This window comes from Novosphingopyxis sp. YJ-S2-01, from assembly GCF_016093175.1.
Classification (GTDB): domain Bacteria; phylum Pseudomonadota; class Alphaproteobacteria; order Sphingomonadales; family Sphingomonadaceae; genus Novosphingopyxis; species Novosphingopyxis iocasae.
On record NZ_JAEDAI010000001.1, the window covers coordinates 2,100,566 to 2,127,074 of the forward strand.

The 26,509-nt window shown below is 62.3% G+C and carries 24 protein-coding genes; 11 read left to right on the forward strand and 13 right to left on the reverse strand.

Annotated features, from left to right (window positions below):
* Window positions 1-85 precede the first annotated feature (85 nt).
* A complete protein-coding gene (locus tag I6A82_RS10230; protein WP_198094789.1) occupies window positions 86-514 on the forward strand; it encodes an MAPEG family protein in 429 nt (142 codons plus the stop codon).
* Here the strand turns inward: I6A82_RS10230 and I6A82_RS10235 are convergent.
* From I6A82_RS10235 to I6A82_RS10250, 4 genes are read right to left on the reverse strand one after another with little or no spacing between them, the layout of a single operon-like run.
* Window positions 511-1,713 carry a class I SAM-dependent RNA methyltransferase gene (locus tag I6A82_RS10235; protein WP_198094790.1) on the reverse strand — a complete coding sequence of 401 codons (1,203 nt, stop codon included), beginning with the start codon at window positions 1,711-1,713 and terminating at the stop codon, window positions 511-513. The two genes, I6A82_RS10230 and I6A82_RS10235, sit on opposite strands and share 4 nt — an antisense overlap.
* Window positions 1,710-2,114 (reverse strand): hypothetical protein, encoded by a 405-nt coding sequence (locus I6A82_RS10240; RefSeq protein WP_198094791.1) that lies wholly within the window; start codon window positions 2,112-2,114, stop codon window positions 1,710-1,712. The genes I6A82_RS10235 and I6A82_RS10240 overlap by 4 nt, the downstream gene beginning before the upstream one ends.
* Entirely contained in the window at window positions 2,111-3,010 is a 900-nt protein-coding gene (locus I6A82_RS10245) for a 4-(cytidine 5'-diphospho)-2-C-methyl-D-erythritol kinase (RefSeq protein WP_332310960.1), read from the reverse strand. The genes I6A82_RS10240 and I6A82_RS10245 overlap by 4 nt, the downstream gene beginning before the upstream one ends.
* 15 nt (window positions 3,011-3,025) lie before the next feature.
* Window positions 3,026-4,675 carry an electron transfer flavoprotein-ubiquinone oxidoreductase gene (locus I6A82_RS10250; protein WP_198094792.1) on the reverse strand — a complete coding sequence of 550 codons (1,650 nt, stop codon included), beginning with the start codon at window positions 4,673-4,675 and terminating at the stop codon, window positions 3,026-3,028.
* Window positions 4,676-4,817: 142 nt separating this feature from the next.
* Here I6A82_RS10250 and I6A82_RS10255 point away from each other — a divergent pair, with 142 nt between their 5' ends.
* The 4 genes from I6A82_RS10255 to I6A82_RS10270 all read left to right on the forward strand — a co-directional run bounded on the left by I6A82_RS10255 (window position 4,818) and on the right by I6A82_RS10270 (window position 9,090).
* Window positions 4,818-5,615, forward strand: coding sequence for a uracil-DNA glycosylase family protein (locus tag I6A82_RS10255; RefSeq protein WP_198094793.1), 798 nt, complete (start codon window positions 4,818-4,820; stop codon window positions 5,613-5,615).
* The gene (locus tag I6A82_RS14695; RefSeq protein WP_332310961.1) at window positions 5,612-7,396 is read left to right on the forward strand and encodes a lytic transglycosylase domain-containing protein; all 1,785 of its coding nucleotides are present in this window, start codon (window positions 5,612-5,614) and stop codon (window positions 7,394-7,396) included. Before I6A82_RS10255 ends, I6A82_RS14695 begins: the two co-directional genes overlap by 4 nt.
* Window positions 7,396-7,905: a molybdenum cofactor biosynthesis protein B gene (gene moaB, locus I6A82_RS10265; protein ID WP_187336217.1), complete on the forward strand. Its 510-nt coding sequence runs from the start codon at window positions 7,396-7,398 to the stop codon at window positions 7,903-7,905. Before I6A82_RS14695 ends, moaB begins: the two co-directional genes overlap by 1 nt.
* A 96-nt stretch (window positions 7,906-8,001) precedes the next feature.
* Window positions 8,002-9,090, forward strand: coding sequence for a PA0069 family radical SAM protein (locus tag I6A82_RS10270; protein WP_198094794.1), 1,089 nt, complete (start codon window positions 8,002-8,004; stop codon window positions 9,088-9,090).
* 34 nt (window positions 9,091-9,124) lie between these two features.
* On the opposite strand, the gene I6A82_RS10275 is transcribed toward I6A82_RS10270, so the two are convergent.
* Genes I6A82_RS10275 through dnaE form a run of 3 tightly spaced genes read right to left on the reverse strand, consistent with a single transcriptional unit; the run spans window position 9,125 to window position 14,692 of the window.
* Window positions 9,125-9,559 (reverse strand): DUF1330 domain-containing protein, encoded by a 435-nt coding sequence (locus I6A82_RS10275; protein ID WP_198094795.1) that lies wholly within the window; start codon window positions 9,557-9,559, stop codon window positions 9,125-9,127.
* Window positions 9,552-11,162: a long-chain fatty acid--CoA ligase gene (locus tag I6A82_RS10280; protein WP_198094796.1), complete on the reverse strand. Its 1,611-nt coding sequence runs from the start codon at window positions 11,160-11,162 to the stop codon at window positions 9,552-9,554. The genes I6A82_RS10275 and I6A82_RS10280 overlap by 8 nt, the downstream gene beginning before the upstream one ends.
* A 38-nt stretch (window positions 11,163-11,200) precedes the next feature.
* Window positions 11,201-14,692, reverse strand: a complete 3,492-nt coding sequence (dnaE, locus tag I6A82_RS10285) for a DNA polymerase III subunit alpha (RefSeq protein ID WP_198094797.1) — start codon at window positions 14,690-14,692, stop codon at window positions 11,201-11,203.
* A gap of 90 nt (window positions 14,693-14,782) precedes the next feature.
* On the opposite strand from dnaE, the gene I6A82_RS10290 reads away from it, so the two are divergent.
* On the forward strand, window positions 14,783-15,109 hold the full coding sequence (locus I6A82_RS10290) for a hypothetical protein (protein ID WP_198094798.1): 327 nt from the start codon (window positions 14,783-14,785) through the stop codon (window positions 15,107-15,109).
* Between the two features lie 5 nt (window positions 15,110-15,114).
* Here I6A82_RS10290 and I6A82_RS10295 read toward each other — a convergent pair whose 3' ends face one another.
* Both I6A82_RS10295 and I6A82_RS10300 read right to left on the reverse strand, forming a co-directional pair.
* A complete protein-coding gene (locus I6A82_RS10295) occupies window positions 15,115-15,786 on the reverse strand; it encodes an ABC transporter ATP-binding protein (RefSeq protein ID WP_198094799.1) in 672 nt (223 codons plus the stop codon).
* Window positions 15,779-17,029, reverse strand: coding sequence for a lipoprotein-releasing ABC transporter permease subunit (locus tag I6A82_RS10300; protein ID WP_187336226.1), 1,251 nt, complete (start codon window positions 17,027-17,029; stop codon window positions 15,779-15,781). The genes I6A82_RS10295 and I6A82_RS10300 overlap by 8 nt, the downstream gene beginning before the upstream one ends.
* Before the next feature lie 510 nt (window positions 17,030-17,539).
* Here I6A82_RS10300 and I6A82_RS10305 point away from each other — a divergent pair.
* Window positions 17,540-18,031 (forward strand): Hsp20 family protein, encoded by a 492-nt coding sequence (locus I6A82_RS10305; protein WP_198094800.1) that lies wholly within the window; start codon window positions 17,540-17,542, stop codon window positions 18,029-18,031.
* 64 nt (window positions 18,032-18,095) lie between these two features.
* Here I6A82_RS10305 and I6A82_RS10310 read toward each other — a convergent pair whose 3' ends face one another.
* The 3 genes from I6A82_RS10310 to tpiA form a co-directional block, all read right to left on the reverse strand.
* Entirely contained in the window at window positions 18,096-19,730 is a 1,635-nt protein-coding gene (locus I6A82_RS10310; protein WP_198094801.1) for a CTP synthase, read from the reverse strand.
* 72 nt (window positions 19,731-19,802) lie between these two features.
* On the reverse strand, window positions 19,803-20,213 hold the full coding sequence (gene secG, locus I6A82_RS10315) for a preprotein translocase subunit SecG (protein ID WP_198094802.1): 411 nt from the start codon (window positions 20,211-20,213) through the stop codon (window positions 19,803-19,805).
* Between the two features lie 110 nt (window positions 20,214-20,323).
* Window positions 20,324-21,076, reverse strand: a complete 753-nt coding sequence (gene tpiA / locus I6A82_RS10320; protein ID WP_198094803.1) for a triose-phosphate isomerase — start codon at window positions 21,074-21,076, stop codon at window positions 20,324-20,326.
* Between the two features lie 148 nt (window positions 21,077-21,224).
* Here tpiA and I6A82_RS10325 point away from each other — a divergent pair, with 148 nt between their 5' ends.
* From I6A82_RS10325 to I6A82_RS10335, 3 genes are read left to right on the forward strand one after another with little or no spacing between them, the layout of a single operon-like run.
* On the forward strand, window positions 21,225-23,162 hold the full coding sequence (locus I6A82_RS10325; RefSeq protein WP_198094804.1) for a SurA N-terminal domain-containing protein: 1,938 nt from the start codon (window positions 21,225-21,227) through the stop codon (window positions 23,160-23,162).
* 4 nt (window positions 23,163-23,166) lie between these two features.
* Window positions 23,167-24,714 (forward strand): anthranilate synthase component I, encoded by a 1,548-nt coding sequence (gene trpE / locus I6A82_RS10330; protein WP_198094805.1) that lies wholly within the window; start codon window positions 23,167-23,169, stop codon window positions 24,712-24,714.
* A complete protein-coding gene (locus I6A82_RS10335) occupies window positions 24,711-25,493 on the forward strand; it encodes a phosphodiester glycosidase family protein (RefSeq protein WP_198094806.1) in 783 nt (260 codons plus the stop codon). The genes trpE and I6A82_RS10335 overlap by 4 nt, the downstream gene beginning before the upstream one ends.
* Before the next feature lie 5 nt (window positions 25,494-25,498).
* Here I6A82_RS10335 and I6A82_RS10340 read toward each other — a convergent pair whose 3' ends face one another.
* Window positions 25,499-25,810, reverse strand: a complete 312-nt coding sequence (locus tag I6A82_RS10340) for a polyhydroxyalkanoic acid system family protein (RefSeq protein WP_232343404.1) — start codon at window positions 25,808-25,810, stop codon at window positions 25,499-25,501.
* 68 nt (window positions 25,811-25,878) lie between these two features.
* Here I6A82_RS10340 and I6A82_RS10345 point away from each other — a divergent pair, with 68 nt between their 5' ends.
* On the forward strand, window positions 25,879-26,472 hold the full coding sequence (locus tag I6A82_RS10345) for an anthranilate synthase component II (protein ID WP_198094807.1): 594 nt from the start codon (window positions 25,879-25,881) through the stop codon (window positions 26,470-26,472).
* Window positions 26,473-26,509: the final 37 nt, after the last annotated feature.

The window sequence follows — 26,509 nt, forward strand, 5'->3', positions numbered from 1 at the left end:
TCGTGATTTGAGTGCCACGCTCATCCGCGATTGACGCTGTTGCGTCCCTCGCGCAGTCTCCCCTGCGCGAAACAGGGAGAAAAACATGCTCGATACCGCCATTCTTGCGCCTGGCGCGGTGCTCATCTGCTGGACGCTGGTGATGCTGCTCTGGATGGTCGCCACGCGGTTTCCCGCCATGGCGAAAGCTAAGATCGATCTCTCAGCCCGCGCGGGCGGCCGTGGGCAGGATCTGGACGGCGTCATCGATGATCGCTCGCAATGGAAGGCGCATAATTACAATCACCTTCTGGAACAGCCTGTACTCTTCTATGCGGTGATTGTGATCCTCAGCCTTGCCGGAGGCGTGAATGATCTCAGCGTCGGGCTGGCCTGGGGGTATGTTGGCCTGCGCGTCCTGCACAGTGTTTGGCAGGCGACGGTCAACAAGGTGCCGGTGCGTTTCGTGCTGTTCTTTCTTTCGACCCTCTGCCTGATCGGCCTGGCCATTATCGCGCTACTCCAGACGATCTAGCGCTCGAAAGTCCCGACCAGCTCGACATGGGTGGACCAGCGAAACTGGCCCACCGGCGTCACCTTGCGCAGCCGATAGCCCCCGGCGACGAGCCGCGCAGCATCTTTCGCAAAACTTGCCGGATTGCAGCTGACATAGGCGATATGCGGGGTCTTCGCCTCGGCGAGACGGATAGATTGTTCCCGCGCACCGGCCCGCGGCGGATCGAGGATCACCGCTTCGAACCGGTCCAGTTCCGCGGTCTCCAGCGGACGGCGAAACAGATCGCGATGTTCGCACACGGCGTGAAGCCGCGCTGCATTTGCACCGGCCTTCAGGCTTTCCACCAGGGCACGCTCGCCCTCTGCGGCGTACACGCGCCTTCCCTGCCCCAGCGATAGCGCAAAGGTGCCCAGCCCGGCGAAAAGATCGGCGATTGTTGCAGCATCGCTTATGCCTGCCCGCGCAGCTTCGATCAGCGCGGCCTCACCATCTGCCGTTGCCTGCAAGAAAGCGCCCGGCGGCAACGGTACCGCGATACCACCGAAGCTGATCGTAACCGGCCGCGGCTCCCAGCGCGGTTCGGGACCGTAGCCATCGTCCAGGCTGAGGCGTGCGAGACCATGCTGCTCGGCAAAATCGATGATGGCGTCATGGCCTTCAAGACCTTCGAACCGCGCGCCCTTGATCGCCACGTCGACGCCCTGATCGGCAATCGCCAGCGTTATTTCTGCCGCGCCACCCTTGGCCAATCGGTTACCGAGAAGGGCGCGGAGCGGGGCCACCATTGCGAACAGTCGCGGATCGAGGACATGGCATTCGAACATGTCGATCACATGGTGACTGCGTTCTTTCGTAAAGCCGATACGCGGCCCCTTGGGACCGTTGATGGCATGCAGCACTGCGCGGCGACGGCTCTGCGGTGGAGAAAGATGAACCGGCGCTACATCGTCCGGAACAATCTCATTGGCTTCCAGCGCGTTGAGAACGCGGTCTCTGACAAAGTCTGCGATTGTCGCATCATCCAGATGCTGCAGCTGACATCCCCCGCATTCGGGAAAATGCCGACACGGTGGCTCTTGATGGTGCGGACCGAAGTGGATCGTGCCGTCTGTATCGACGCGGTCTCCGGGTGCCGCCAGTGCCACATGGCGGCCGTCTTCGGTAAGCCCGTCGCCCAAAGCCGCGACGCGCAGAACGGGGCTGCCATCTACGCTCACTGGGCGTCGCTGGCGGCGGCGCCCGACTGGATCCGCGCAGGCAGTTTGTAACGATCTTCGCCGGCGGTCACCTCGATCTCGTCATTGTCGAGCAGCCGAATTTCCGTATCGTCGAACCCGTCAGCTGCGATCAGCCCGCGTCCGTCAGTCACGATTTCAAAGCGTTGAAACCCGCCATCCGGATGCTGGATAATCAGAAGTTCGCGATCCGGCCCGGAAATACGATCGGTCGTACACTCGCGCGAAAAGGTTTCGGCACCGTCCAGCGCACAATCGATCCGTCCATTGTCTGCCTGCATCGCGCCCTGCTCTGCCTCAGCCTTAGCCAAGGTTTCGTTGTCCGGCTGTCCACTGCAGGCGGCGAGCAGAAATATGGAAATGATGGCAAGGCGACGGGTCATGACGTCGCTCGCTCTGGCGCGGACGCGGCATCATCGCAAGCTTCGATGCGCGGTTGTGCCGTCATGGTCCAAAATCCCGGCCAATGGTCGCCGAATTGCGCGCGCAGATCGTCCCGCGCCGTCGCGGCCGCATCGGCGCTATCGAACAGGGCAAAGCAGGTCGCGCCCGAGCCCGACATCCGCGCAAAATCGCTGTGCCGACCCAAAGCGGACAGCAGCTCACCAATTTCGGGGACAAGCGCGACCGCAGCCTTCTCAAGATCGTTGCGCGCTGACTTTTGCAGCGAAGACAGCTTCAGCCCTGCAAGCGCGCCGCCATCCCGGCCATGCCATCTGCGAAAAATGTCGGCAGTCGAGACCGCCATGCCCGGATTGACGAGCAGCAGATGCCGACCTTCCAGACCATCGATCGAGACGAAGCGCAGATCATCACCCTTGCCCGTGCCAAAAGCGCTGCAACTGAAAAGGCAGGCCGGAACGTCCGCTCCCAATTCGCCTGCTATCGCCTCGAAATCGGAGAGCGGTCGTTCAAGCCGCCAGAGCCGGTTGAGCAGCCTGATCGCCGCGGCGGCATCGGCTGAGCCACCGCCGATACCCGACGCCACAGGCAAACGCTTGTCCAAGCGCAGCGACGCGCCGCGTTCCGGAGCAAACGCATCCGCTACCGCTCGGCCCGCGCGCAGGACGAGATTATCCTCATCCTCGCCTTCCAGCGCATCTTTGAACGGTCCCGTCACCGTCAAGGACAAGCTTCTTGCGTCGACACCGCTTAAACGGTCTCCGTCGTCACAGAACGCAAAAACCGTCTCAAGCGCATGATAGCCGCCAGCGATCCGGCCGCGCACATGCAGCGCCAGGTTGAGCTTGGCGTAAGCGATTTCCGTTTCAGAAGTCACATGAGCTTTCAGGGCTTACATATTGGGATAATTGGGGCCGCCCCCGCCTTCCGGCACCACCCAATTGATATTCTGATAAGGATCCTTGATGTCGCAGGTCTTGCAATGGACGCAATTCTGCGCGTTGATCTGGAAGCGCTCTTCGCCGCCTTCCTCCACAAACTCATAGACACCTGCAGGGCAATAGCGCTGCGACGGGCCGTCGAAGATAGGCAGGTTCTTTTCAACCGGCAGGCTTGGATCCTTGAGCTGAAGATGAACCGGTTGGTCTTCCTCATGATTGGTATTCGAAAGATAGACCGAAGATAGCCTGTCAAAGCTGATCACCCCATCGGGCTTGGGATATTCGATCTTCTTGCAAGCTTCGGCGGGCCATAGTTTGGTATAATCGGGCTCGTGCTTCATTGAGATAGGCAGGCCGATCTTCAGCGTGCGCATCCACATGTCTATGCCGCCCAGAAGCGTACCCCAGGTTCCACCGAACTTGTCGACGCAAGGCTCTGCATTCTGGACTTTTTTCAGCTCGGTCGCGATCCAGCTATGGTCGAGATTATGCTGGTAAGCAGACAGCTCATCCGCTTCGCGTCCCGCCTGGATCGCCTCGAACGCGGCTTCGGCAGCTAGCATGCCGCTCTTCATGGCGGTGTGCGTACCCTTGATGCGCGGCACGTTCACAAAACCCGCGGAACAGCCGATCAGCGCGCCGCCCGGAAATGCGAGTTTGGGCACGGACTGCCATCCGCCCTCGTTGATCGCCCGTGCGCCGTACGCCACGCGCTTGCCGCCCTCCAGATATTTGCGAATTTCGGGGTGGTGCTTCCAGCGCTGAAATTCCTGGAACGGCGACAGATGCGGGTTACGATAGCTCAGCGCCACCACGAAGCCGAGCGCAACCTGACCATCGGCCTGATGATACAGGAAGCCCCCGCCCCATGCCTCATCAAGCGGCCAGCCTTGCGTATGAACAACCTTGCCCGGCTCATGCTTGGCCGGATCGATGTCCCACAGTTCTTTCAGGCCAAGGCCGTAGACCTGCGGCTGACAATCCGCCTCCAGATTGAACTCAGCCTTCAGCCCCTTGGTCAGCCCGCCGCGCACGCCCTCCGCGAAGAAAGTGTATTTCGCGGTGAGTTCTACGCCCGGTTCATAATCCGGCTTATGCTCACCATCGCGGCCGATGCCCATGACGCCGGCGACGACGCCGCGCACTGATCCGTCTTCATTATAGAGAACCTCGGACGCTGCGAAGCCGGGGAAGATTTCCACACCCATGCCCTCGGCCTGCTCGCCAAGCCAGCGGCACATATTGCCGAGCGATCCGGTATAGCAGCCGTCATTGCCCATGAGCGGGGGCAGCGCGATCTCCGGAATGGAGAAGCAACTGTTTTTGGAGAGCACGAGATGCAGGTTTTCGGTGACGGGGGTCTGCGCCATCGGGCAGCCGTCTTCTTTCCAATTCGGCAGCAACTCGTCGAGCGCGCGCGGATCGACGGTGGCGCCCGACAGGATGTGGGCCCCGATTTCAGACCCTTTTTCGAGCACGCAGACGCTCAGATCAGCGCCTGCCTCATCCGCAAGTTGTTTGAAACGGATTGCAGCTGACAGGCCTGCAGGCCCCCCGCCTACAATCACAACGTCATATGGCATGGCTTCGCGTTCGCTCACCCGGCATCCCCTTATCTGGCGCCGCGCCTCATCCGGCGCGTCTCATTACATCCTACATTCAAGGCGTTTTGCAGGTTTTTCGTTCCGTGGCAATTGACGCGCGCCCCCTTGCTGTGGCTTCACGCGTCCGATGACGGGCGGGATGACAACACAAGAGGCGGCGGTCGAATCACAAGAGGCGGCGGTCGAATCGCTCATCAGCTGGTGGCAGCTGGCGGGTGTCGAGGATTGGTGCGCCCATCAGCCCGTAAATTGGCTGGAGGCGCCGCCCGCTGCGCCAAAGCTGGCACCGCGCGTGAAGCCGGCGCTCGCACCGGCGCATGCCCCCCAACCGGGGAACGCCCCCGCGCCCGGCCACACGCCCGCTGCAACGCCCGCGCCGCCGTTCCCGGCGACGCTGGAGGCATTGCATGAACGGCTGCGCCGCACGGACGATCTGCCAGGCACGCATTATGGGCAGATGCGCGCATTGCCGCATGGCGAATTGCAGGCGCCGCTCATGATCATATCCGACTGCCCGGACGAGGACGATCTTGCGTCCGGCACCATCCTTTCCGGCTCCACCGGAACGCTTCTACGCAACATGCTGTCGGCCATCGGGATTGATGTGGCTGCCTGCTACCGTGCCAGCCTGTCGGTCACGCGTCCGCCGAGCGGACGTTTGCCTGTCGGCGACCTGCCCCAGTTGGCCGATCTGATGCGCAGTCATATCGCGTTTGCGGCACCCGATAATCTCCTGATTCTGGGTACGGCTGCGAGCGAGGCGCTCGTTGCGCAGCCGATCGCCGGGGCCCGCGCGCATTTACACGAATTTAACCATGATGGCGGCAGAAAGGCGCTGGTAGCCACATACCATCCGCGCACGCTCCTGAGGCGTCCGCATTGCAAGCGGCCTGCCTGGGATGATCTGCAATTGCTGCTGAAAGAAGGTACCTGGTGAAAGCAAAGTTCCTCCCTTTCCTTATCGCGACAACCGCTCTTGCCGCGCCGGCCTTTGCAGGTAGCGACAACGCAGCGGCCAGCAATGCTGTACCCGCCGATCTGATTACGGGAATCGAGGCACCGGTCCCCGCTACGCCCGCCATCCAGGTTCCCGCTATCCGCAATGATGACGATTTCGCCCTCGTCTTCACCGCGATCCAGCAGCAGCGCTGGGCGGAGGCACAAGCCATGCTGGCCAATGCACCTGCGGGCCCGCTCGCCAACATGGCGCGCGCGGAGCTGTATCTTGCAGCAGGAAGCCCACGCGTCGAGCTGGGGCCGCTCCTTTCGCTGATCAACACCGCGCCCTATCTGCCGCAGGCCGAGCAGCTGAGCCGCCTGGCGCAAAAGCGCGGCGCACAGTTTCTTCCCGATACGCCGCAGGTTCGGCGCCTGGCCTATCTCGGCTCCAGCCCACGCCGTGCGGACCCCAGCGAGGTTTCCGATGCAGCCGCGACCGCAACCCGCAACGCGATTGTGGACCGGATCAAGGCAGACGATCCCGCTGGCGCGGAAACCGCGCTGCTTGCAGGCCTCGACGGTCTCTCGCCCTCCGCACTTACCGAAATGCAGCAGCGCGTGGCCTGGGGCTATTATATTGAAAATGATGACGCCAACGCGCGCCGCATGGCCGAGGTCGCGAGCACTGGAACCGGTGAGTGGGCTCCGCAGGCCGATTGGGTGCGCGGCCTTTCCAGTTGGCGCATGAAAAATTACGCCGATGCGGCACAGGCATTCGACCGGGTCGGCAAATTCGCCGCCAATGAAGAAACGCGCGCCGCTGGGTTTTACTGGAGCGCGCGCGCAAGCGTCGCCGCACGCCGCCCTGGGGAAGCGCAGCCGCGTTTGCAGACCGCCGCGCAATATGGCGAGACTTTTTACGGCATCCTCGCTCAGGAACAGCTCGGTATGACCCGCGCCGCGCCGAAGAACCGCGGTCAGGCGGTATCCGGCCGCATTGCGAGCAACGCCAATGTCCGCATTGCGACCGCGCTTGCCAGCTTCGGTGAAAGCGGCCTGGCGGATCAGGTCTTGCGGCATGAAGCGAAGATTGGCGGCGATGAGGAGCGCGCCGATCTGCTGGCGCTTGCGCACCAGCTCAGCCTGCCGTCCACGCAGCTTTATCTTGCGCATTATGGACCCAGCGGGTCGAGCGCTAATCCGTTCGATCGCTATCCCGCCCCCAAATGGGCGCCGAAAGAAGGCTGGCGGGTCGATCCCTGGCTGGTCTTTGCCCACACCTTGCAGGAATCGCGTTTTCAGGCCGACGCGGTAAGCCCGGCCGATGCACGCGGGCTGATGCAGGTGCGCCCTGGCACCGCGGCGGACATGGCGCGCGCACGCGGCAGCTATTTCTCCGCGGCCGATCTGAAGCGACCCGAAGTCAATCTGGAATATGGCCAAAGCTATCTGGAACAGCTTCGCGACATGGACCAGACCGAAGGACTGCTGCCGAAAGTCATTGCAGCGTTCAACGCAGGCCCCTCCCCGGTCGGCCGCTGGAAATATGACGTGCGTGATCAGGGTGATCCGCTGCTCTTCATCGAGTCGATCCCTTATTGGGAAACGCGCGCCTATGTCGGGATAATCCTGCGCAATTACTGGATGTATCAAACCATGGCGGGCGAAGAATCGAAGAGCCTGGAAGGGCTGTCACAGAATGCTTGGCCGCGCTTTCCGGGCATGAGCGGGCCCGCATGGGTGCGCAAGAATGATAGCCGCGCCATGGCGCAGCGCTGATGGCCGGCAAACCTGTCAACATCGCACTGCTGACGGTCTCCGACACCCGCACCGAAGCCGATGATACCTCCGGGGATATCCTGGCGGCGCGCATATCGGACGAGGGCCACAAGCTGGTGGCGCGCACCATCTGCCGCGACGACGCCGATGCACTCGTCTTAAAATTGGAAGAATGGATCGACGATCCGCAGATTGATTGTATCATTTCGACAGGTGGCACGGGACTGACCGGCCGCGATGTCACACCCGAGGCGCTTGAGCGGGTGAAATCAAAGGACATCCCAGGTTTTGGCGAACTGTTCCGCTGGCTCAGCTTCAAGACCATCGGTACGTCCACCATCCAGTCGCGCGCCTGCGCGGTACTCGCCAAGACGACCTACATCTTCGCCCTGCCCGGCTCCAACGGCGCGGTAAAGGATGGCTGGGACGGCATTCTACGCGATCAGCTCGACAGTACGAACAAGCCCTGCAACTTCGTGGAGTTGATGCCGCGTCTTTCGGAGCGATAATGGCTTTCGTTTCGACTGAGTCCTGAATTCAGTCGAGCATCAAGACTGCTTTCTCGGCTTATTGTTCCCAATATGTTCTCGTGCTACTCCGCTTCCATGGCAGAGTCGGCGGATCGAAATATTGCCAAGGGGCGCGGGGCCACGCGCGCGGACGTCTCGCAGCGGTTCGGGCTGGCGGTGCGCGAGATGGACGGCGATTGGCGCGATGCCCGCTGCGCAATCGATGGCGAAGCACCCGCGTTGCGCACGCAGGTTACCGAAGAACACGCCAAAAGCATCCTCACCTTCAATCGCTCCCCCGATGTGCCCTTCGATCGATCCGTGAACGCCTATCGTGGCTGCGAGCATGGCTGTGTCTATTGCTTTGCACGGCCCAGCCACGCCTTTCACGATCTCTCGCCCGGCCTGGATTTCGAAACGAAGCTGTTTGCGAAGCCGCAGGCCGCGGAACTCCTGCGTGCGACGCTGGCCAAGCCGACTTATGCCGTCCGGCCTATCGCTATCGGCACGAACACCGATCCCTATCAACCGATTGAACGGCGCTATCGCATCAGCCGCGCCGTGCTCGAACTCATGGTGGAAACGCGGCATCCCATCTGCGTCACCACCAAATCGGACCGTGTGCTGGACGATCTCGATCTGCTCGTCGATCTGGCGCAGGACGGCCTGACGGCAGTGGCGATCTCCGTCACCACGCTCGATCCGGCGCTGGCTCGCATCATGGAGCCGCGTGCCGCGCATCCCTCTCGGCGACTGAAGGCGGTCGAGACGCTCGTGGCCAAGGGCGTACCGACCTATGTCAACATAGCGCCCATCATTCCTGCGATTACTGACCACGAAATCGAAGCCATTACGCAGGCTGCTGCCAGTGCCGGAGCGAAAGGCGTGTCCGCAATCCCGCTGCGCCTGCCGCACGAGCTTGCGCCGCTTTTCCGAGATTGGCTGGACGTGCATTATCCGGACCGCGCCGCCCGCGTCATGCGGATCGTGGGCGAGCTGCGCGGCGGCAAAGACAATGACCCTGCCTTCTTCGCCAGGATGCGCGGCAAAGGGCCATGGGCCGAGCTGCTTCGGACCCGAATGGATATAGCACGCCGCCGCCACGGCTTCGTGAAGGGCAAGTTCGATCTGCGCTGCGATCTTTTCCGCAGGCCGGAAACAGATGGTCAGCTACGGCTGATCTGATGATTTTCGCATCGTACGGCGGGCATTGGCTGGATCAGCCGAAGCCCTTGCCACCGTCTGCCGGCGAAAGGCGAACGAGCCGGCTGGTCTCGACCGCAGCCTGACGGTGAACCACCGCTTTGCGATAGTCCTCGTCGGTCACCATCTCCAGGAAAGCACCGGCATCCGGGTAACGTGCGATGAAGACGGCATCCCAGCGCTCGTCCGTTGGCCCTATCAGCACGGTCTCGAAACCGCCCCGATAGACGATCGTCCCGCCGACGCGCGAGAATATGGGGCCGCTCTCCTTGCCATAGTTGCGATAGGCATCGGCGCCCGAAAGTTTTTCACCCGCCAGCGCATGATCGGCCGGGTAGTCCGCTGCTTCCCGAAAGCGCACCAGGTTCAGCATTTCAATCGGTTGGTCGCGCGGCAGGCTTTTGAATATCTCGAACTGCTCGCGCTGCGGATCGATATGGGAATCACTCATCGATCGTCTCCAGCTTGTAGTCGGCATATTCGTCGCGAATTGCGCGCTTCAGGATCTTGCCCGTTGCGGTGTGCGGAAGCTCCTCGACGAACTTGATCTCATCGGGCAGCCACCACTTCGCGACGCGCCCCTGCAGATGATCGAGAATATCTTCCGGTCCGATGCCGGAACCGGGCTTGCGCACGATCAGAAGCAGCGGGCGCTCGTCCCATTTGGGATGGTGCACGCCCACCGCCGCCGCCTCCGCAACCCCGTCGCAACCCAGCGCTTCATTCTCCAGCTCGATCGAGCTGATCCACTCGCCGCCGGACTTGATAACGTCCTTGGCGCGATCGGTGATCTGCATGGTGCCGTCGGGATAGAGTACGGACACGTCGCCGGTATCGAACCAGCCGTCCGCATCCACGGTGTCCTCCTCGGCGCGGAAATACCGCCGCAGCACCCAGGGCCCGCGCACATGAAGCCGCCCGCTGCTCTCCCCGTCGCGCGGCAACTCCTGCCCATCCTCGTCCACGACGCGCAGCTCCACGCCGAAGGGCGGGCGGCCTTGCTTGGTGATGATGTCCACCTGCGCATCGAAATCAAGCTCGGCCCAGTTGTGGGGCCGCGCGCCGGTGGTGCCGATGGGCGAGGTTTCCGTCATGCCCCAGGCATGGGCAACCGTTATACCCGCCTTCTTGAGCCGCTCGATCATCGCGCGCGGGGCGGCCGATCCGCCGATGACCACGCGCTCGAGCGCCCCGTAGTCGCCGCCATTGGCGTCCATATCGGCAAACATGGCGAGCCAGACGGTCGGCACACCTGCGCTGAACGTGACTTTTTCTTCGCGGAAAAGCTTCCACAGGACGCCGCCGTCATTGGAGCAGGAACAAACCATCTTCGCGCCCACCGCGGCGGCCGCAAAGGGGATGCCCCAGGCGTTGGCGTGAAACATCGGCACGATCGGCAGCATCACGGAGCGGGAGGAAAGGTCCATCACCGCAGGTTGCAGCGCCGTCATGGCGTGCAGGACGTTGGAGCGATGCTCATACAGCACGCCCTTGGGATTGCCCGTGGTGCCAGAGGTATAGCACAGCCCCACCGGATCGCGCTCGTCCGCAGAAACCCAGGCGTAATCCCCGTCTTCGGCATCGATCAGCTCGCGATAGGTTTTGAGTTCGCCGCCGGGCTTGGCGTTATCGAACAGGATGACCTGTTCCACCGTCTCCAGCCGATCGCGGATCGCTTCGACCAGCGGCAGGAACATCGTATCCACGAACAACAGCCGGTCACCCGCATGGTTCAGGACATAGACCAGCTGATCGGCGTGAAGGCGCGGATTGATCGTATGGAGAATGCCGCCCATGCCCGCCGTGCCGTACCAGCTGGAAATGTGATGGGCATGGTTCATGGCGATGGTTGCCACGCGGTCACCGCGCTTCATGCCAAGACGCTCGAGCATCTGCGCAAACTTGCGCGCCTCCAAGGCAACTGTGGCCCAGTTGCTGCGGCTGAGCTCACCATCGGACCAATGGGTTACGATCTCCCGCGGGCCGTGCTCTCGCTCCGCATGATCGATCAGGTTGGTGACGAGCAGCGGGAAGTCCTGCATCGCTCCGAGCATATCTCTCTCCTATCGAACCGCCCTGTTCGGGCGCTTTTTCAGGAGACCAAGCGCAAAGGCGGCGGGCCGGCCGGCCTCAACTCCGCAACATGGCTGATCCCCTCCAGCGACATGAGCCGTTCGCGCAGGGCTTCGTCAACCCGGAATGTCCTTCCAAGCGAGATTCGCGTGCGCCCTCGTGGTCCCGGTACGTCGATGATCAACTCACTGCGCCCGCCCGAAAGCGGCAATGTTATGTTCGCCACCTCGCGCAGGGCAATTTCGCAATCGACCTGAAGTTCAAGGCACAGCCGCGCTTCGGCCAGTGATCCCGCACTGGCGGTGAGCGGTCTGGCGGCGCGCACGGTCAGGCGCGCATTGTCGTCGCCCGGCCGCATATCCAGCTCGACATCTAGGAGCAGGCACGCGCTCTCGTCAGCTGCCTGCGACAGCACTTTGCCGACGTCCTCTTCGAAGCAGCTCGCACTGAATTGCCCGCTGGTGTCCGACAGTTCGACCATACAGAAACGACTGCCGCGGCGGGATTCGCGCCACCGCACATTTTCCACCAGCGCCGCCATTTTCACCTGCCGCCGCTCGCCCTCGGCAATCGGTGGGAGGGCGGCGAGATCGGCCTGCGTCTTGACGCCGTTCGCCATCAGCTGCGCCCGATATTGCGTCACGGGGTGCGCCGAGAAATAGAAACCGAACGCATCTTTTTCGCGCGTCATGATCTCACCGGGAGACCATGGTTCTGCGGTTGGGAGACGCAGCGCCGGAATGTCGCTTTCTTCGCCGCCGAACAGACCGCCCTGCCCGCTATCGCGCATCGCTTTTGCCGATTGTGCGGCGGCAAGAATGGTTTCCGCCCCGGCTTGCACGGCGGCGCGATCCGGGTTCAGCGCATCAAAGGCACCGGCGGCGGCCAGCGTTTCGATGCTGCGCTTGTTGAGCAGGGTGGGATCGATCCGCCCAGTCAGATCGTCGAGCGACTTGAAGGCGCCCTTGGTGCGGCGTTCCGCGACCACCGTTTCCATCGCCTTTTCGCCTACATTCTTGAGGCCGGCGAGCGCATAGCGCACCGCACGGCCGCCCTCCTCCGTCGTCTCCACGGAGAACTCCGCCTCGCTCTCGTTAAGCGTCGGCGGCAAGCAGGCGATCTCCAGACGGCGCATGTCGTCCACAAAAATACCAAGCTTGTCGGTCTGGTGCATGTCGAAGCACATCGAGGCGGCGAAGAACTCTTCCGGATAATGCGCCTTCAGCCACGCCGTCTGATAGGCGAGCAGGGCATAGGCGGCGGCGTGGCTCTTGTTGAAGCCATAGCCTGCGAACTTGTCGATCAAATCGAACAGCTGGTTGGCCCGCGGCTCGTCAATGTCGTTGGCAGCGCAGCCTTCCACGAAGCGCGTGCGCTGCTTGTCCATTTCCGCCTGGATTTTCTTGCCCATCGCGCGGCGCAGCAGATCGGCCTCGCCAAGGCTATAGCCAGCCAGGATCTGCGCGGCCTGCATCACCTGTTCCTGATAGACGATGATGCCGTAGGTTTCCTTCAGGATCGGCTCCAGAAGGGGATGCGGATATTCGATCGTCTCTTCGCCATTCTTGCGGCGGCCGAACATCGGGATGTTGTCCATCGGCCCGGGCCGGTAGAGCGAGACGAGCGCGATGATGTCTTCGAACCCGGTTGGGCGAACGGCGGCTAGCGTGCGGCGCATCCCCTCCGATTCCAGCTGGAAGACGCCAACCGTCTCGCCGCGCTTCAGAAGCTCGAACACGCCCGGATCGTCCAGCGGCAGCGTGGAAAGGTCCACCGTCTCACCGCGCTCGGCAATGAACTGCACCGCTTTTTGCAGAACAGAAAGAGTCTTCAGGCCAAGGAAGTCGAATTTGACGAGGCCCGCCGTCTCCACGAACTTCATGTCGAATTGCGTCACCGGAATGTCCGAGCGCGGATCGCGGTAGAGCGGCACCAGCTTGGCCAGCGGACGATCCCCGATCACCACGCCCGCGGCATGGGTGGAGCTGTGGCGCGGCAAGCCTTCCAGCTTGCCGGCCAATTCGAACAGTTCGGCCACATTGCTGTCCCGTTCGATCTCCTGCCGCAATTCGGCAACGCCTTTGCGCGCCCGCGCCAGATCCCACGGATCGGTCGGGTGATTGGGGACAAGCTTGCAGAGGCGATCGACCTGCCCGTAGCTCATCTGCAGCACGCGGCCGGTATCGCGCAGCACGGCGCGCGCCTTCAGCTTTCCGAAGGTGATGATCTGCGCGACATGGTCCGAGCCGTATTTCTTCTGGACATAGCGGATCACCTCGCCGCGCCGCGTTTCGCAGAAGTCGATATCAAAGTCCGGCATCGACACGCGCTCCGGGTTCAGGAAGCGCTCGAACAGCAGCCCCAAGCGGATCGGATCGAGATCGGTGATGGTCAGCGCCCAGGCGACCACCGAGCCCGCGCCCGAGCCGCGCCCCGGCCCCACCGGAATGTCGTTCGCCTTGGCCCATTTGATGAAATCGGCAACGATCAGGAAATAGCCGGGAAATCCCATGCCAACGATAACCTTGATCTCGAAATCGAGCCGGTCGAAATAGCTCTGGCGTTGTTCGCTGCCCAGATCGTCGTAAAGCGCGAGGCGGGCCTCCAGACCGGCGCGTGCATCATCGGCAAGCTGCTTGGCCTCTCCGTCCAGATCGCCGGCAATGCTGGGCAGGATCGGTGGACGCTTGGGCGCGCCGATGCCGCAGCGCCTGGCCACTACCAAGGTGTTGTTGAGCGCTTCGGGCAAGTCCGAAAACAGCTCCTGCATCTGTACGGCGGGCTTCATCCAGCTCTCGCGGGGGCTTTTGCGGCGATTGTCATCGAGCACATATTGCCCGCCTGCGATACACAGCATCGCATCGTGGGCGCGGTGAAAGCTGGGTTCGGAAAAAAGCACCGGATTGGTGGCAACCAGCGGAATATCGCGATCATAAGCCAGATCGAGCAGACCGGCTTCGGCCGCCTTTTCCACCGGATCATCGCGCCGGCTGACTTCGATATAAAGGCGACCGGGGAAAAGCGCCTCCAGCTTCTCGCAATAAGCCGCCGCCTTATCCGGCTGGCGCTCTTCCAAATGACGGGCGAGCGCTCCTTCGCCGCCCGCCGTCAGCGCGATCAGCCCATCGGTGCGCCCCTCCAATGCCTCGAACGCAACATGGGGCGCCTGTTCCAGTGGGCGGTCCAGATGGGCCTGCGAAACGAGCGCGCACAAATTGTCGTATCCGCCTTCATCCTGCGCATAGAGCGCAAGCCAATCGATCTGCGGGCTCGCCGGATCGCCGCCTGGGCGTGACACGGCCAGCATCGCGCCGATGATGGGCTGCACGCCGACATCGCGGCATCCCTTTTCGAACGCCATGGCGCCGTAAAGACCGTTGCGATCGGCCACTGCGACCGCCGGAAATCCAAGGCCGCGCGCGCGTCCCCCAATCGCCTTCGCATCCGTTGCACCTTCCAGCATGGTGTAGGCGGAAAAGACGCGGAGTGGTACGAACGGGGCGTAAGACATATTTCGAACAGATAGCGAAGCTAGGCCGATTCGGCGAGGGGCGCGGCCCCTTATCTTGTGGATGAATGAGACGGTAAGGGACCAGCGGCGATGTGGCAGGACGTGCAGAACTGGTTCTATTCGCTCGGCGCGAATTACGGCGTCGATCCGCTGGTGTTTGGCGCCATCTATGTGGGCGCGATCCCGTTCTTTTTGCTCTCGATCGCCTGGCTCGTTCGCAACAAACGCGGCGGCAAACCGATCGTCCTCCCGGTGCTCAGCGCAGGCGTGTTCTTCGTTTCAGCCTATGTTTATCTGGCGATCGTCGGCCGCAACATCCCGATCTGGGTATGGTTCTTTCTCGCCGCGATGCTGGTTTACGGCGTCTGGTCGACGATGCGGGACATTCGCCAGAAGCTGGCCAAACCCGAAGGTTAAGGCCGCTATTCGATCACGCCTTCGTGAAGGCGCACGACCCGGTCCATCTTGCCCGCGAGACGCTCATTATGCGTCGCCACCAGCGCCGCGGAGCCTTCCTCCCGCACCAGCGAGAGAAATTCGGCCAGGACGACATCGGCGGTCTTCTCATCGAGATTGCCGGTGGGCTCGTCCGCCAGGATCAGCTTGGGCCGGTTGGCGAGACCGCGGGCAACCGCCACGCGCTGCTGCTCCCCGCCCGATAGCTTGGACGGGCGATGGTCAAGCCGCTTTTCCAGGCCCAGCTTGACGAGCAGCCGTTCGGCACGCTCCACCGCTTCGGCCTTCTGCGAACCCGCGATCAGCTGCGGCAGCACCACATTCTCGCGCGCATCGAAATCGGGGAGAAGGTGATGAAACTGATAAACGAAACCGATCTTCTCCCGCCGCAGCGTGGTGCGATCGTTGCTGTCGAGCGCGGACGCTTCGACGCCGTCGATGCGGATCGAACCCGAGAATCCGCCTTCCAGCAGGCCCACCGCCTGAAGCAGCGTCGATTTGCCCGATCCCGAGGGTCCGAGTAGGGCCACAATCTCACCCTCGGCGACATGAAGGTTCACGCCGCGCAGCACGTCGATTGTGACGCCGCCCTGCGAAAAGCTGCGGCGGACATCGGTCAGGCGGATCACGTCATTCATAGCGCAGAACCTCCACCGGATCGGTATTCGCCGCCTTGAACGCGGGATAAAGCGTTGCGAGCACGCTGAGCACGAAGGCGAGAACGCAAATCGCGGTCACTTCGAACGGGTCGGTCTTGGACGGTAGTTCGGTGAGAAAGCGCACCGAAGGGTCCCACAAGTTCTGGCCCGTAATCGCTTGGATCACGTTCACCACGCCCTGCCGGAAGAACAGGAAGACGAAGCCCAGAACCAGCCCGGCAAGAATACCGAGCGATCCGATTGTAATGCCCACCGTCATGAAGATTTTCAGCAGCGATTTTCGGGTCGCGCCCATGGTGCGCAGGATCGCGATGTCGCGGGTCTTACCGCGCACCATCATGATCAGCGAACTGAGAATGTTGAACACGGCGACCAGCACGATCATCGACAGCACGACGAACATCGCCACCCGCTCCACCGCCAGCGCCTCGAACAGCGAGCTGTTGAGCGTCTTCCAATCTGTGACGATCGCGCGGCCCGCGATCTTGGGCATGAGCGGCTGCAGGATTTCACCCACCCTGTCCGCATCGACCGTCTTCAGCTCGATCATGCCGACTTCGTCGCCCATCAGCATCAGCGTCTGCGCATCCTGAATCGGCATGACGATGTAGCTTTCGTCATAATCGTAGATGCCGACCTCGAAGATCGCGACGACTTCGTAGCTGATCTCTCGCGGCACAGTGCCGAACGGCGTTGCGCGACCTGCCGGGTTTATGATTGTGATGCGCGATCCGACCGTCGCGCCAAGGTTTTGGGCGAGCCGCGAGCCGATGGCGACGCGTTCCTGTCCCGGCTCCAGAGCGCGCAGATCGCCAGCGACCGTCTTACCCTCCAGCGTCGGGTTATCGAGGATGTTCTGCCGCAGCATCCCGCGTACGAGCACCGCCTCCACTCGGCCGTTGAAGCTGGTAAGAAGCGGCTGCTCGATCAGCGGCTGCGCTTCGGTGACGCCGGGGGTTTCCTCCACGTCCTTCAGAATTTCGCGCCAGTCGGGCAGGCGCCCGCCATAGCCCTGCACCACCGCATGGCCATTGAGTCCCACCGTCTTGTCGAACAGCTCCGCGCGAAAGCCGTTCATCACGCTCATCACGATGATCAGCGAGGCTACGCCCAACATCACCGCGATCAGGCTGATGCTGGCGACGAGGAACAAAAAGCCCTCCCCCTTGCCAGGCAGCAGGTAACGCTTGGCGACCATCCATTCGGAACGGGACAGGATCATGGGATTATGGAAGACCTCTATCGGCGAATGGCCGCCGCCTTAAGGGCGTGCAGCGATGGTGGCAAGCGATCGGCACAGGCCGCACCACTTGTTGCAGGATTGCAACGGGCGAGCCGAATTCCGTTCGCCTGAAGCCGGATTCATTTGAACGCCCCCTGAACTTGCGGCATCAAGACTACGCACTTCGAGCGCAGCCAGATAAGGCTGAGGTTCAGGGAGAAGGGCACGCGCAGGGCCTGGTCGGGGCAAAGGGGAGACCCGGTCCACCGCGCGACCGAAAAACAGGACGAACCATCGTCACGTGAAGACCCGGGCCTCGGCCCGGGTCTTTTCGTTTGGGCTTACGGTCTGCGTCAATTTCTTTGCCGGGCAGCCGCTCGACAGCCCTCTTGAAAACGGTGTCGTAACGACCATCTTGCTTCTCGTAGGTCGCCATTCGGGGCCTGCGAATTAACGGAGCGCGGACCTGTCCGGCTCCATCTTCTGAATTGCTCGATGGAGAATGAAGAAATGAACCGTAACGATTTCACCCCCTATCGCCGCACTACCGTCGGTTTTGACCGGCTGTTCGATCTGCTGGAAAATGCAGGCCGCACGATGCAGAGCGATAACTATCCCCCCTTCAATATCGAACGCATCGCCGATGATCGGTACATGATCACGGTCGCCGTGGCCGGTTTCGCACCGGACGAGATCGACATTACCGCGCAGCAGAATCAGCTGATCGTGCGCGGCGCGAAGGAAGAGGGCGAACAGAACCGCGAATTCCTGCACATGGGAATCGCCAACCGCAATTTCGAACGCCGCTTCCAGCTTGCCGACCATATCCGCGTGGAAAACGCGAATCTGGAGAACGGCCTGCTGACGGTCGAGCTGTTCCGCGAAGTGCCCGAGGCGCTGAAGCCCCGCAAGATTGCGGTCAACGGCGTCACGGCGAAGACGGTCGACGATGAGCCTGCCGAGGATGCGCGCGAAGAACAGCGCCATATCCGCGCGGCCTGATCGCAAACAACACTAGCAAGAATGAGGAGGCGGCCGAGCGATCGGCCGCCTTTTTCGTTTCGACCTAGACCAGTCGGCTCTGCTTCACCGCTGCTTCGATGAAGCTGGCGAAGAGTGGGTGCGGATCGAAAGGCTTGCTTTTCAGCTCCGGGTGGAACTGCACGCCGATGAACCAGGGATGGTCCGGCCGCTCGATAATCTCGGGCAGCGTGCCATCCGGACTCATGCCGGAAAAGACGAGACCGCCGTCTTCCAGCGACGGAACGTAATGGGTGTTCACCTCATACCGGTGGCGGTGGCGCTCTTGGATGGTCTCAGACCCGTAAATCCGGGCGACATGGCTATTGCCGTCGAGCTTCGCCTCGTAAGCGCCCAGACGCATGGTTCCGCCCAGATCGCCGCCCTCGCGGCGCTCCTCCAGGCCCTTTTCGCTCATCCACTCGGTGATCAGGCCGACGACGGGCTCATCGGTGGGCCCGAATTCAGTGGTCGAAGCGTCAGCCTTGCCAGCCAGATTGCGGACCCCCTCGATACAGGCCATCTGCATGCCGAGGCAAATGCCGAAGAACGGCACCTTGGTCTCGCGCGCAAAACGAATCGCGCCGATCTTGCCCTCGCTCCCGCGCTCGCCGAAACCGCCCGGCACGAGAATGCCGTGCATCGGCTCCAGCTTCGCAGCCAGATCGTCCGAATCCTCTTCGAACATCTCGGCATCGAGCCATTTCATGTTCACGCGAACACGGTTCGCCATGCCGCCATGAACCAGCGCCTCGCTAAGCGATTTATAGGCATCCGGCAGGCCGACATATTTGCCGACTACGCCGATCGTCACCTCCCCTTCGGGATGTTCGAAGCGATCGAGAATATCGTGCCAGCGCGACAGATCGGGCGTGCCTTCGTCCGGCAATCCGAAGGCGCGCAGCACTTCGGTATCGAGGCCCTCGGCATGATAGTTAAGCGGCACCTGGTAAATGCTCTTGGCATCCAGCGCCGGAATCACCGCCTCCTTGCGCACGTTACAGAACTGCGCGATCTTGCGCCGCTCGCTATCGGGCAGGGGGCGTTCACAGCGGCACAGCAGCAGGTCTGGCTGAATGCCAAGGCCTGCGAGCTCGCGGACGCTGTGCTGTGTAGGCTTGGTCTTCAGTTCGCCCGCGGCGGCAATGAACGGCACCAGCGTAACGTGAATCGCGACAGACTGTTCTGGCTCCAGCTCGTTGCGCAGCTGGCGAATCGCCTCGATGAACGGCAGCGATTCGATATCGCCAACGGTGCCGCCGATCTCGCACAGCACGAAATCCAGCCCCTCGGTATCGGCGAGTGCGAATTCCTTGATGGCGTCGGTCACGTGCGGGACCACCTGCACGGTAGCGCCCAGATAATCGCCCCGCCGTTCCTTGGCGATGATGTCCCGGTACACACGGCCCGACGTGACATTGTCGCTCTGATGGGCCGAGACGCCGGTAAAGCGCTCATAATGGCCAAGGTCGAGATCGGTCTCCGCCCCGTCGTCGGTGACGTAAACTTCGCCATGTTGATAGGGACTCATCGTCCCCGGATCGACGTTCAGATAAGGATCGAACTTGCGAATGCGGACGGTGTAGCCACGCGCCTGGAGAAGGGCGGCAAGCGATGCCGCCATGAGACCTTTTCCGAGCGAGGAGACCACGCCGCCGGTGATGAAAATATACCGCGCCATGGGAGGAGAGCCTTAGGGATCGAAACGCCGGGATGTCCAGCGCTCGATCGGCCTTATCCCCGCTTTATTGAATTATTTGTCGAGCGGGACTGCGTTACCCGCCGGGGCGTCCTGCCCCGGAGCGGTATCGGTCGCGCCCGGAGGCGCGCTCGCGGGAACCGGATCGCCCGGAACCGTGCCAACCGGGAGTTCGCCCGATCCATCCGCTGCCGGTGCGCGGCGTTCGAAGCTGGTATCGATTTCGCTCGGTGCGCCGGATTTGGCGGCAACCACGGCAAGCGCGATCGACAGCGTGACGAACAGGATGGCCAGCACCGTTGTACCGCGCGTCAGGAAGTTCGCCGCGCCGCGCGCCGACATCAGGCCGGACGGGCTGCCGCCCATGCCAAGGCCCCCGCCCTCGCTCTGCTGCATAAGGATAATGCCGACAAGCGCCGCGCCGACGATGGCTTGCACCACGATAAGGAAATGAAAGAGCGTCATGAATTCACGGGGTCCCTTGGAAGGGGGCGCACATAGCGATGTGCCGCCGCTTTCGCAAGCGATGGCGGCACATCGGATGCTTGCGCTAGTCTGAGGTTCAGGCGCGCCGTTCAACCAGCCTTTGCCGCCGCCTCGATGATGGGCACGAACTTGTCCGCGCTGAGACTAGCGCCGCCGACGAGGCCGCCATCAACGTCGCCCACCGCCAGCAACTCCGCAGCATTGCCACCGTTCATGGATCCGCCATAGAGAATGCGAATGCCTTCCGCCTCATCACCGATCAGGTCGCGCAGTTTTGCGCGGATCGCGCTGTGCATCTCGGCGACGTCATCGGTTCCCGGAACCCGCCCGGTGCCGATCGCCCAGATCGGTTCATAAGCGATCGTGAGCCAGTCTGCCGCCGCACCGTCCGGCATGGAAGCGGCGATCTGATCGGTGACGCGGGAAACAGCCTGCCCGGCGTCCCGTTCCGCCTCGGTTTCTCCGCAGCACAAAATGACCGACAGGCCAGCCGCGCGGGCTGCTTCGGCCTTGGCCTTGATATCGGCATCGCTCTCATGCTGGTCCTGCCGGCGTTCGCTATGGCCTACGATCGTGAGGCTTGCCCCCACTTCGGCCAACATGGCGGCGGAGATGCAGCCGGTGTGCGCCCCCGCATCCTCCTGATGGCAATCCTGCGCCCCGATGGAGAGCGTAGGCGCGGCCTTCGCGGCGCGGTGGATCAATGTGGCGGGCACGCATAGCGCGACATCGACGCCATCCAGTGCATCGGCAGCTGCCGCGATCGGGCCGATTTCGCTCACGCTCGATCCCAGCCCGTGCATCTTCCAGTTACCTGCGATAAATTTGCGGCGTTCAGCCATGGCTCATCCCCTGTTGCTTTGTTATCGCCCGTGCCCCTAGCGGCTGAAGGCCGCAGGTGCCAGACGCCCCGTCTTGTGGAGTTCGTCCCGCCCGCCTAAGGACGCCGGACTTATATCCACCTCCATTGCAAGAAGCCCGCACGACCCCATGATCAGCTTCATCCGCAGAATGTTCGAGAGCAAAATCGGCGCCATCCTCGCGATTGCCTTTGTCGCGGTGATCGGACTGGCCTTTGCTCTAGGCGACGTTTCCAGCAGCATCTCCGGATCGGGCGTCAGCGGCGGCAACGTCGCCAAGGTAGGTTCGCAGGATATCGGCGTGGCCGAGCTGAACGACGCGATGAACAACGCCTTCAAACAGGTGCAGCAGGAAAATCCCGGCCTGACCATGGCGGCTTTCATTGAGCAGGGCGGGCTCGAAGATGTCTACGCCAGCCTGGTCAACCGCGTGACGGTGGCGGAATATGCCAGGAAGCACGGCATCACCGTCAGCAAGGCGATGGTCGATGGGGAAATCCGCGACATATCGGCATTTCAGGGGCTCGATGGACAGTTCAATCAGGAGACCTTCCTGAATGTGCTCCGCCAGAACAACCTCACCGAAGAGCAGTTTCGTACCGACGTACGCCGGGGCCTGTATCTCGAACAAATCCTCAGCGCCGCGGGAGTGGGCGCCAAAGCTGGCAACAGCATGACCGTGCCCTATGCTTCGCTGATTCTGGAGGAGCGCAAGGGTGAGCTCGGCATCATTCCCTCGGAAGCTTTTGTGCCCAAGCGGGAACCGAGCGAAAAGGAGCTTGCCGCATTCTATCAGGCCAATCGCGCAACCTTCGTGGTGCCGGAACGCCGCTCGATCCGGTACGTCGAATTCGGCGCGGACAGCATGGCGAACAAGGTGCAGGTGAGCGATTCCGAGGTCGCTCAATATTATAACGCCAACAAGGCCGATTACGCTGCGAGCGAAGAGCGCACGATCAGCCAGATCATCGTGCCGACCGAGGCCGCCGCCAAAGCGGTGCAGCAGCGCGCAAGCAAGGGCGAAAGCCTCTCCGCGATCGCATCCGACATCGGCGTCGCAGTCTCCACCGCCGATAAGGTGAGCCGTGCCGGTTATGCAGCGCAGACTTCGGACGCCGTGGCCGCCGCCGCCTTTGGCACGCCCATCGGAAATGTCGCGCCGCCTGCGAAGGGTGATCTGGGCTGGTATGTGGTGAAGCCGGAAAGCGAGCGCTCGATCGCAGCCAAGCCGCTTAGCGCGGTTTCCGCCGATATTCGTCAGGAACTGCTTACCCAGCGGCGCCAGGAAGCGCTGGACGAGATGACCGGCGATATCGAGGACCGGCTATCCAACGGCGCGACGGTTGCTGAAATCGCGAAATCGGTTGGCGCGACCGTGCAGACGACCCCGCCGCTGTTCGCGGAGGGCGGCTCGCCGGACAATCCGAACTTCAAATTGGCCGAGGATCTGGCGCCAATCCGCGAGGCAGCATTTCAGATGGATGCTGGCAGCGATCCGCAACTGATTCAGCTGGGCCAGGAGCAGCGCTTTGCGGTTGTCGGCATCGCGAAAACTGATGCCGCCGCGCCCCCGCCGCTTGCCAAGATCAAGCCGGCGGTGGTGAATGCCTGGAAGCGTTCAGAGGCGGCCAAGGCCGCCCGCGCCCTTGCCGTGAAGGTGCGGGACAGCGTCAATAAGGACACGTCGCTGGCACAGGCGCTTGCCGCGAACGATGCACCGGTCCGGCAGGTCGAAAAAATCTCCGGCACGCGACAGGAACTCACCCAGAACCAGGGCCAGATTCCCCCGCCGCTGCAGATGCTGTTCTCCATGTCGCCTGGCAGCACCAAGCTGCTGCCCGCGCCGCAGCAGGCCGGTTTCTTCCTGGTCCATCTGGAAGAGTTGATCCCGCACAGCGCGAAGGACAACAAGCCGCTGCTTGCAGCGACCAACCAGCAGCTGAGCCAGGCTCTGGGCCAGGAATATTCCGAAGCCTTTATCGCTGCCATGCGTGATGAAGTCGGGGTGAAGCGTAACCAGAAGGCTTTCGATCAGCTTCGCGCGCAGTTGACCGGCCAGGGCAACTGACGCCTTGGCCAACGACGGTAAAGATGCAAAGCCGGCAAGTGCTTCGCTCCACGGTGAAGAGGCGGCACTCGCCGCGCTGACGGAAGGGCGCCCTGCTTTGCTCTGGCGGCGCAGGATTGCCGACACCGAAACGCCGGTCTCTGCGGCCCTGAAGCTTTGCGAAAAGGGCCGCGGTGATTTCCTTCTCGAATCGGTGGAGGGCGGCAATGTCCGCGGTCGGCACAGTCTGATCGGCATCGATCCCGATCTTATCATTCGCGCGCATGGCCGATCCGCGGAGATTAATCGGCATTGGCGCAAGGATCGCAGCGACTTTCAGCCGCTCGGCGGCGATCCCCTGGCTGAGCTTCGGGCGCTCGTGGCAGAGTGCGCGATGGACGTGCCGGAGCAGCTGCCGCGCGCGCTTTCCTGTCTGGTCGGCTATTTCGGCTACGAAACGGTTGGCCTCGTAGAGAAACTGCCGCGTCCGGCGGACAATCCGCTCGACCTGCCGGACCTTCTGTTTGTCCGTCCCAGCGTGATCGCGATATTCGACCGCCTGAGCGACGAGATGTTCCTGATTGCGCCTGTCTGGCCGAATGCCGACCGGAACGCAGATGATATCATCACGGCGGCGAAAGATGCACTGTATGAGGCGGAACGCAAACTGACCGCGCCGTTGCACAAGCCCGCTTATCGTTACGAGACGATCCCCCATCCCGAGTTCGAGCCCCAGCTGCCGCCGGGCGACTATGCCGAGATGGTCCGCGCCGCGAAGGACTATATCGAGGCGGGGGACATTTTTCAGGTGGTGCTCGCCCAGCGCTTCACCGCTGCCTTCCCGCTGCCCCCGTTTGAACTTTACCGGGCGCTGAGGCGGGTGAACCCCTCGCCTTTTCTCTATTATCTCGACCTGCCCGATTTCGCCCTGATCGGCTCCTCGCCCGAGATTCTCGTGCGCGCACGCGACGGCGAGGTTACGATCCGGCCGATCGCCGGTACGCGACCGCGTGGAAAGACGGCTGCCGAAGATCAGTCGAACAAGGCAAGTCTTCTGGCAGACGCCAAGGAATTGGCCGAACATCTCATGCTGCTCGATCTAGGCCGCAATGATGTTGGCCGCGTTGCCGCCAAGGGATCCGTCACTGTCACCGACAGTCATTTCGTGGAATTCTACAGCCATGTGATGCACATCGTCTCCAATGTCACAGGTGAGCTGGCGGCCGGCAAGGACGCGCTGGACGCGCTGTTTGCAGGCTTTCCGGCCGGCACGGTATCCGGTGCGCCCAAGGTACGCGCCTGCGAGATCATTGCCGAACTCGAGCCGGAAACGCGCGGGGCCTATGCCGGCGGCGTGGGCTATTTCTCCCCTGACGGATCGATGGACAGCTGCATCGTCCTGCGCACGGCAGTGGTGAAGGACGGCTTGATGCATGTGCAGGCAGGCGCCGGCATCGTGGCGGACAGCGATCCGGCCTATGAACAACGCGAGTGCGAGGCAAAGGCCAGCGCGCTACTTGCCGCGGCACGGGAGGCGGTGCGCGTCGCGGGCGAGCCCGATTTCGGCCAGTGAAGCGCTGGACATTCGCGGCGCTGACGCTGCTGCTTGCCGCCTGCGGATCGCAAGAAGGAACGCGCGACGCCGCCGCTACGGCAGCCGATTTCGGCCGCCCCGTCTGTGACAGCGTAAGCTTTGAAGGTGACGACTTCACAGTCTGCACCGCCAATCCCTCACAAGCGCGCATCGCCATGTTCGATGCGGACCCGGACGGCGTGCCTTATCGCAGCTTCTCCAGCCTTGAAATTGCCTTAGCTTCCCGAGCGAAATCTCTGCTTTTTGCGGTCAATGGCGGCATGTTCGATGAAAGCGGACTGCCGATCGGCTATTATGTCGAAGACGGCAAACGCATGCAGACGCTGAACCGGGCTGCGGGGCCGGGCAATTTCCATCTGCTTCCCAATGGCGTGTTCTTTGGATCGAACGGCGCGTGGCGTATCCTGACGACCGATGGATTTGCCGAGCAGGTGAAAACGCGGCCCGACTTCGCGACCCAATCCGGCCCGATGCTGCTGATCGACGGCCAGCTCCATCCGAAGATCGCGCCAAACGGGCAGTCCCACCACATCCGCAACGCCGTCGGCATCGACGCGAAGGGCCGCGCGGTATTTGTGATCAGCAACAGCGCGGTATCGTTCGGCCGCCTGGCGAGGCTCTATCGCGACAGGCTTGACTGCCGCAACGCGCTCTATCTCGATGGATCGGTATCGAGCCTGTGGTTCCCCGAAGGCGACCGAATGGATCAGCGCGCCCCCCTCGGCCCGATCATAGCGGTGTTCGCAAAGGACCGCTGAAACCTCTATTGCAGTAGCTTAGGCCCGGAACGTTCCAGTTTCTCGCGGATCTTGCCGGCAAACATCGCGAGCATCGGCGGCAGATCGAGTTCCACCGCGACAACGTCCTCGCGCACATCGCATTTGGCAGCAATCGTCTGGCCCATGGCTTGTGCGGTAAAGAACAGCCGGTCGCCTTCCCAGTGATGCGACGTCACATCGCCTCCGGGGATCATTTCGCTGAGTTTGCCCATGCCGCTTTCCAGCCGCTTTTTCGCGTCTGCTTTGCCGAGCTGGTGGGGAATGTTTGCGTGCACCGGTTTCATGCGCGTCTCCATAAGGCAGCAAGGCCTCCGGTGCCAGTTTTGCTTTGGCGCGCGTCGTGCTGGCGGCTAAAGCACCTGCCATGATCCTCGTCATCGACAATTACGACAGCTTCACCTTCAATCTGGTCCACTATCTGATGGAGCTGGGAGCCGATGTGCACGTGGAGCGCAACGACGCTTTGACGGTGGAAGAGGCCATGGCGAGCGGTGCGGACGCTTTCCTGATATCGCCGGGACCGAAGATGCCGGATCAAGCGGGGATTTCGCTTGGCCTGGTCGCTGCCTGCGCTGACGCAAAACGCCCTCTCCTCGGCGTCTGCCTCGGACATCAGGCGATCGGCCAGCACTTTGGCGGTAAGGTAGTGCGGGGCGGGTTGATGCACGGCAAGACATCGCCGGTCACGCATGACGGCAGCGGAGTATTCGAGGAGCTGCCCTCCCCCTTCACGGCAACACGCTACCATTCGCTCATCGTGCCCGAAGAGGGCCTGCCGGATACGCTGCGCGTCAATGCGCGCGGACCGGACGGCACGGTGATGGGCTTCCGCCATGCCGAGCTTCCCATCCATGGCGTCCAGTTCCACCCTGAAAGCGTGGCGACGGAACATGGCCATGCGCTTCTCGCCAATTTCATGGCGCTAGCCGGATTGCGCCCGGCAGCTCCGACCCAATAGCACGCTGGCATTTGGCGGGCGCCTGTGCTTTGCCACT

Coding starts and splice junctions, on each gene's coding strand:
- dnaE (WP_198094797.1), bottom strand. CDS start 14,692: ATGTCTTACGCCCCGTTCGTACCACTCCGCGTCTTTTCCGCCTACACC.
- I6A82_RS10340 (WP_232343404.1), bottom strand. CDS start 25,810: ATGGAGACGCGCATGAAACCGGTGCACGCAAACATTCCCCACCAGCTC.
- I6A82_RS10345 (WP_198094807.1), top strand. CDS start 25,879: ATGATCCTCGTCATCGACAATTACGACAGCTTCACCTTCAATCTGGTC.
- I6A82_RS10325 (WP_198094804.1), top strand. CDS start 21,225: ATGATCAGCTTCATCCGCAGAATGTTCGAGAGCAAAATCGGCGCCATC.
- I6A82_RS10275 (WP_198094795.1), bottom strand. CDS start 9,559: ATGAGTGATTCCCATATCGATCCGCAGCGCGAGCAGTTCGAGATATTC.
- moaB (WP_187336217.1), top strand. CDS start 7,396: ATGGCCGGCAAACCTGTCAACATCGCACTGCTGACGGTCTCCGACACC.
- tpiA (WP_198094803.1), bottom strand. CDS start 21,076: ATGGCTGAACGCCGCAAATTTATCGCAGGTAACTGGAAGATGCACGGG.
- I6A82_RS10290 (WP_198094798.1), top strand. CDS start 14,783: ATGTGGCAGGACGTGCAGAACTGGTTCTATTCGCTCGGCGCGAATTAC.
- secG (WP_198094802.1), bottom strand. CDS start 20,213: ATGACGCTCTTTCATTTCCTTATCGTGGTGCAAGCCATCGTCGGCGCG.
- I6A82_RS10255 (WP_198094793.1), top strand. CDS start 4,818: ATGACAACACAAGAGGCGGCGGTCGAATCACAAGAGGCGGCGGTCGAA.
- I6A82_RS10230 (WP_198094789.1), top strand. CDS start 86: ATGCTCGATACCGCCATTCTTGCGCCTGGCGCGGTGCTCATCTGCTGG.
- I6A82_RS10305 (WP_198094800.1), top strand. CDS start 17,540: ATGAACCGTAACGATTTCACCCCCTATCGCCGCACTACCGTCGGTTTT.
- I6A82_RS10295 (WP_198094799.1), bottom strand. CDS start 15,786: ATGAATGACGTGATCCGCCTGACCGATGTCCGCCGCAGCTTTTCGCAG.
- I6A82_RS10280 (WP_198094796.1), bottom strand. CDS start 11,162: ATGCTCGGAGCGATGCAGGACTTCCCGCTGCTCGTCACCAACCTGATC.
- I6A82_RS10300 (WP_187336226.1), bottom strand. CDS start 17,029: ATGATCCTGTCCCGTTCCGAATGGATGGTCGCCAAGCGTTACCTGCTG.
- I6A82_RS10270 (WP_198094794.1), top strand. CDS start 8,002: ATGGCAGAGTCGGCGGATCGAAATATTGCCAAGGGGCGCGGGGCCACG.
- I6A82_RS10240 (WP_198094791.1), bottom strand. CDS start 2,114: ATGACCCGTCGCCTTGCCATCATTTCCATATTTCTGCTCGCCGCCTGC.
- I6A82_RS10310 (WP_198094801.1), bottom strand. CDS start 19,730: ATGGCGCGGTATATTTTCATCACCGGCGGCGTGGTCTCCTCGCTCGGA.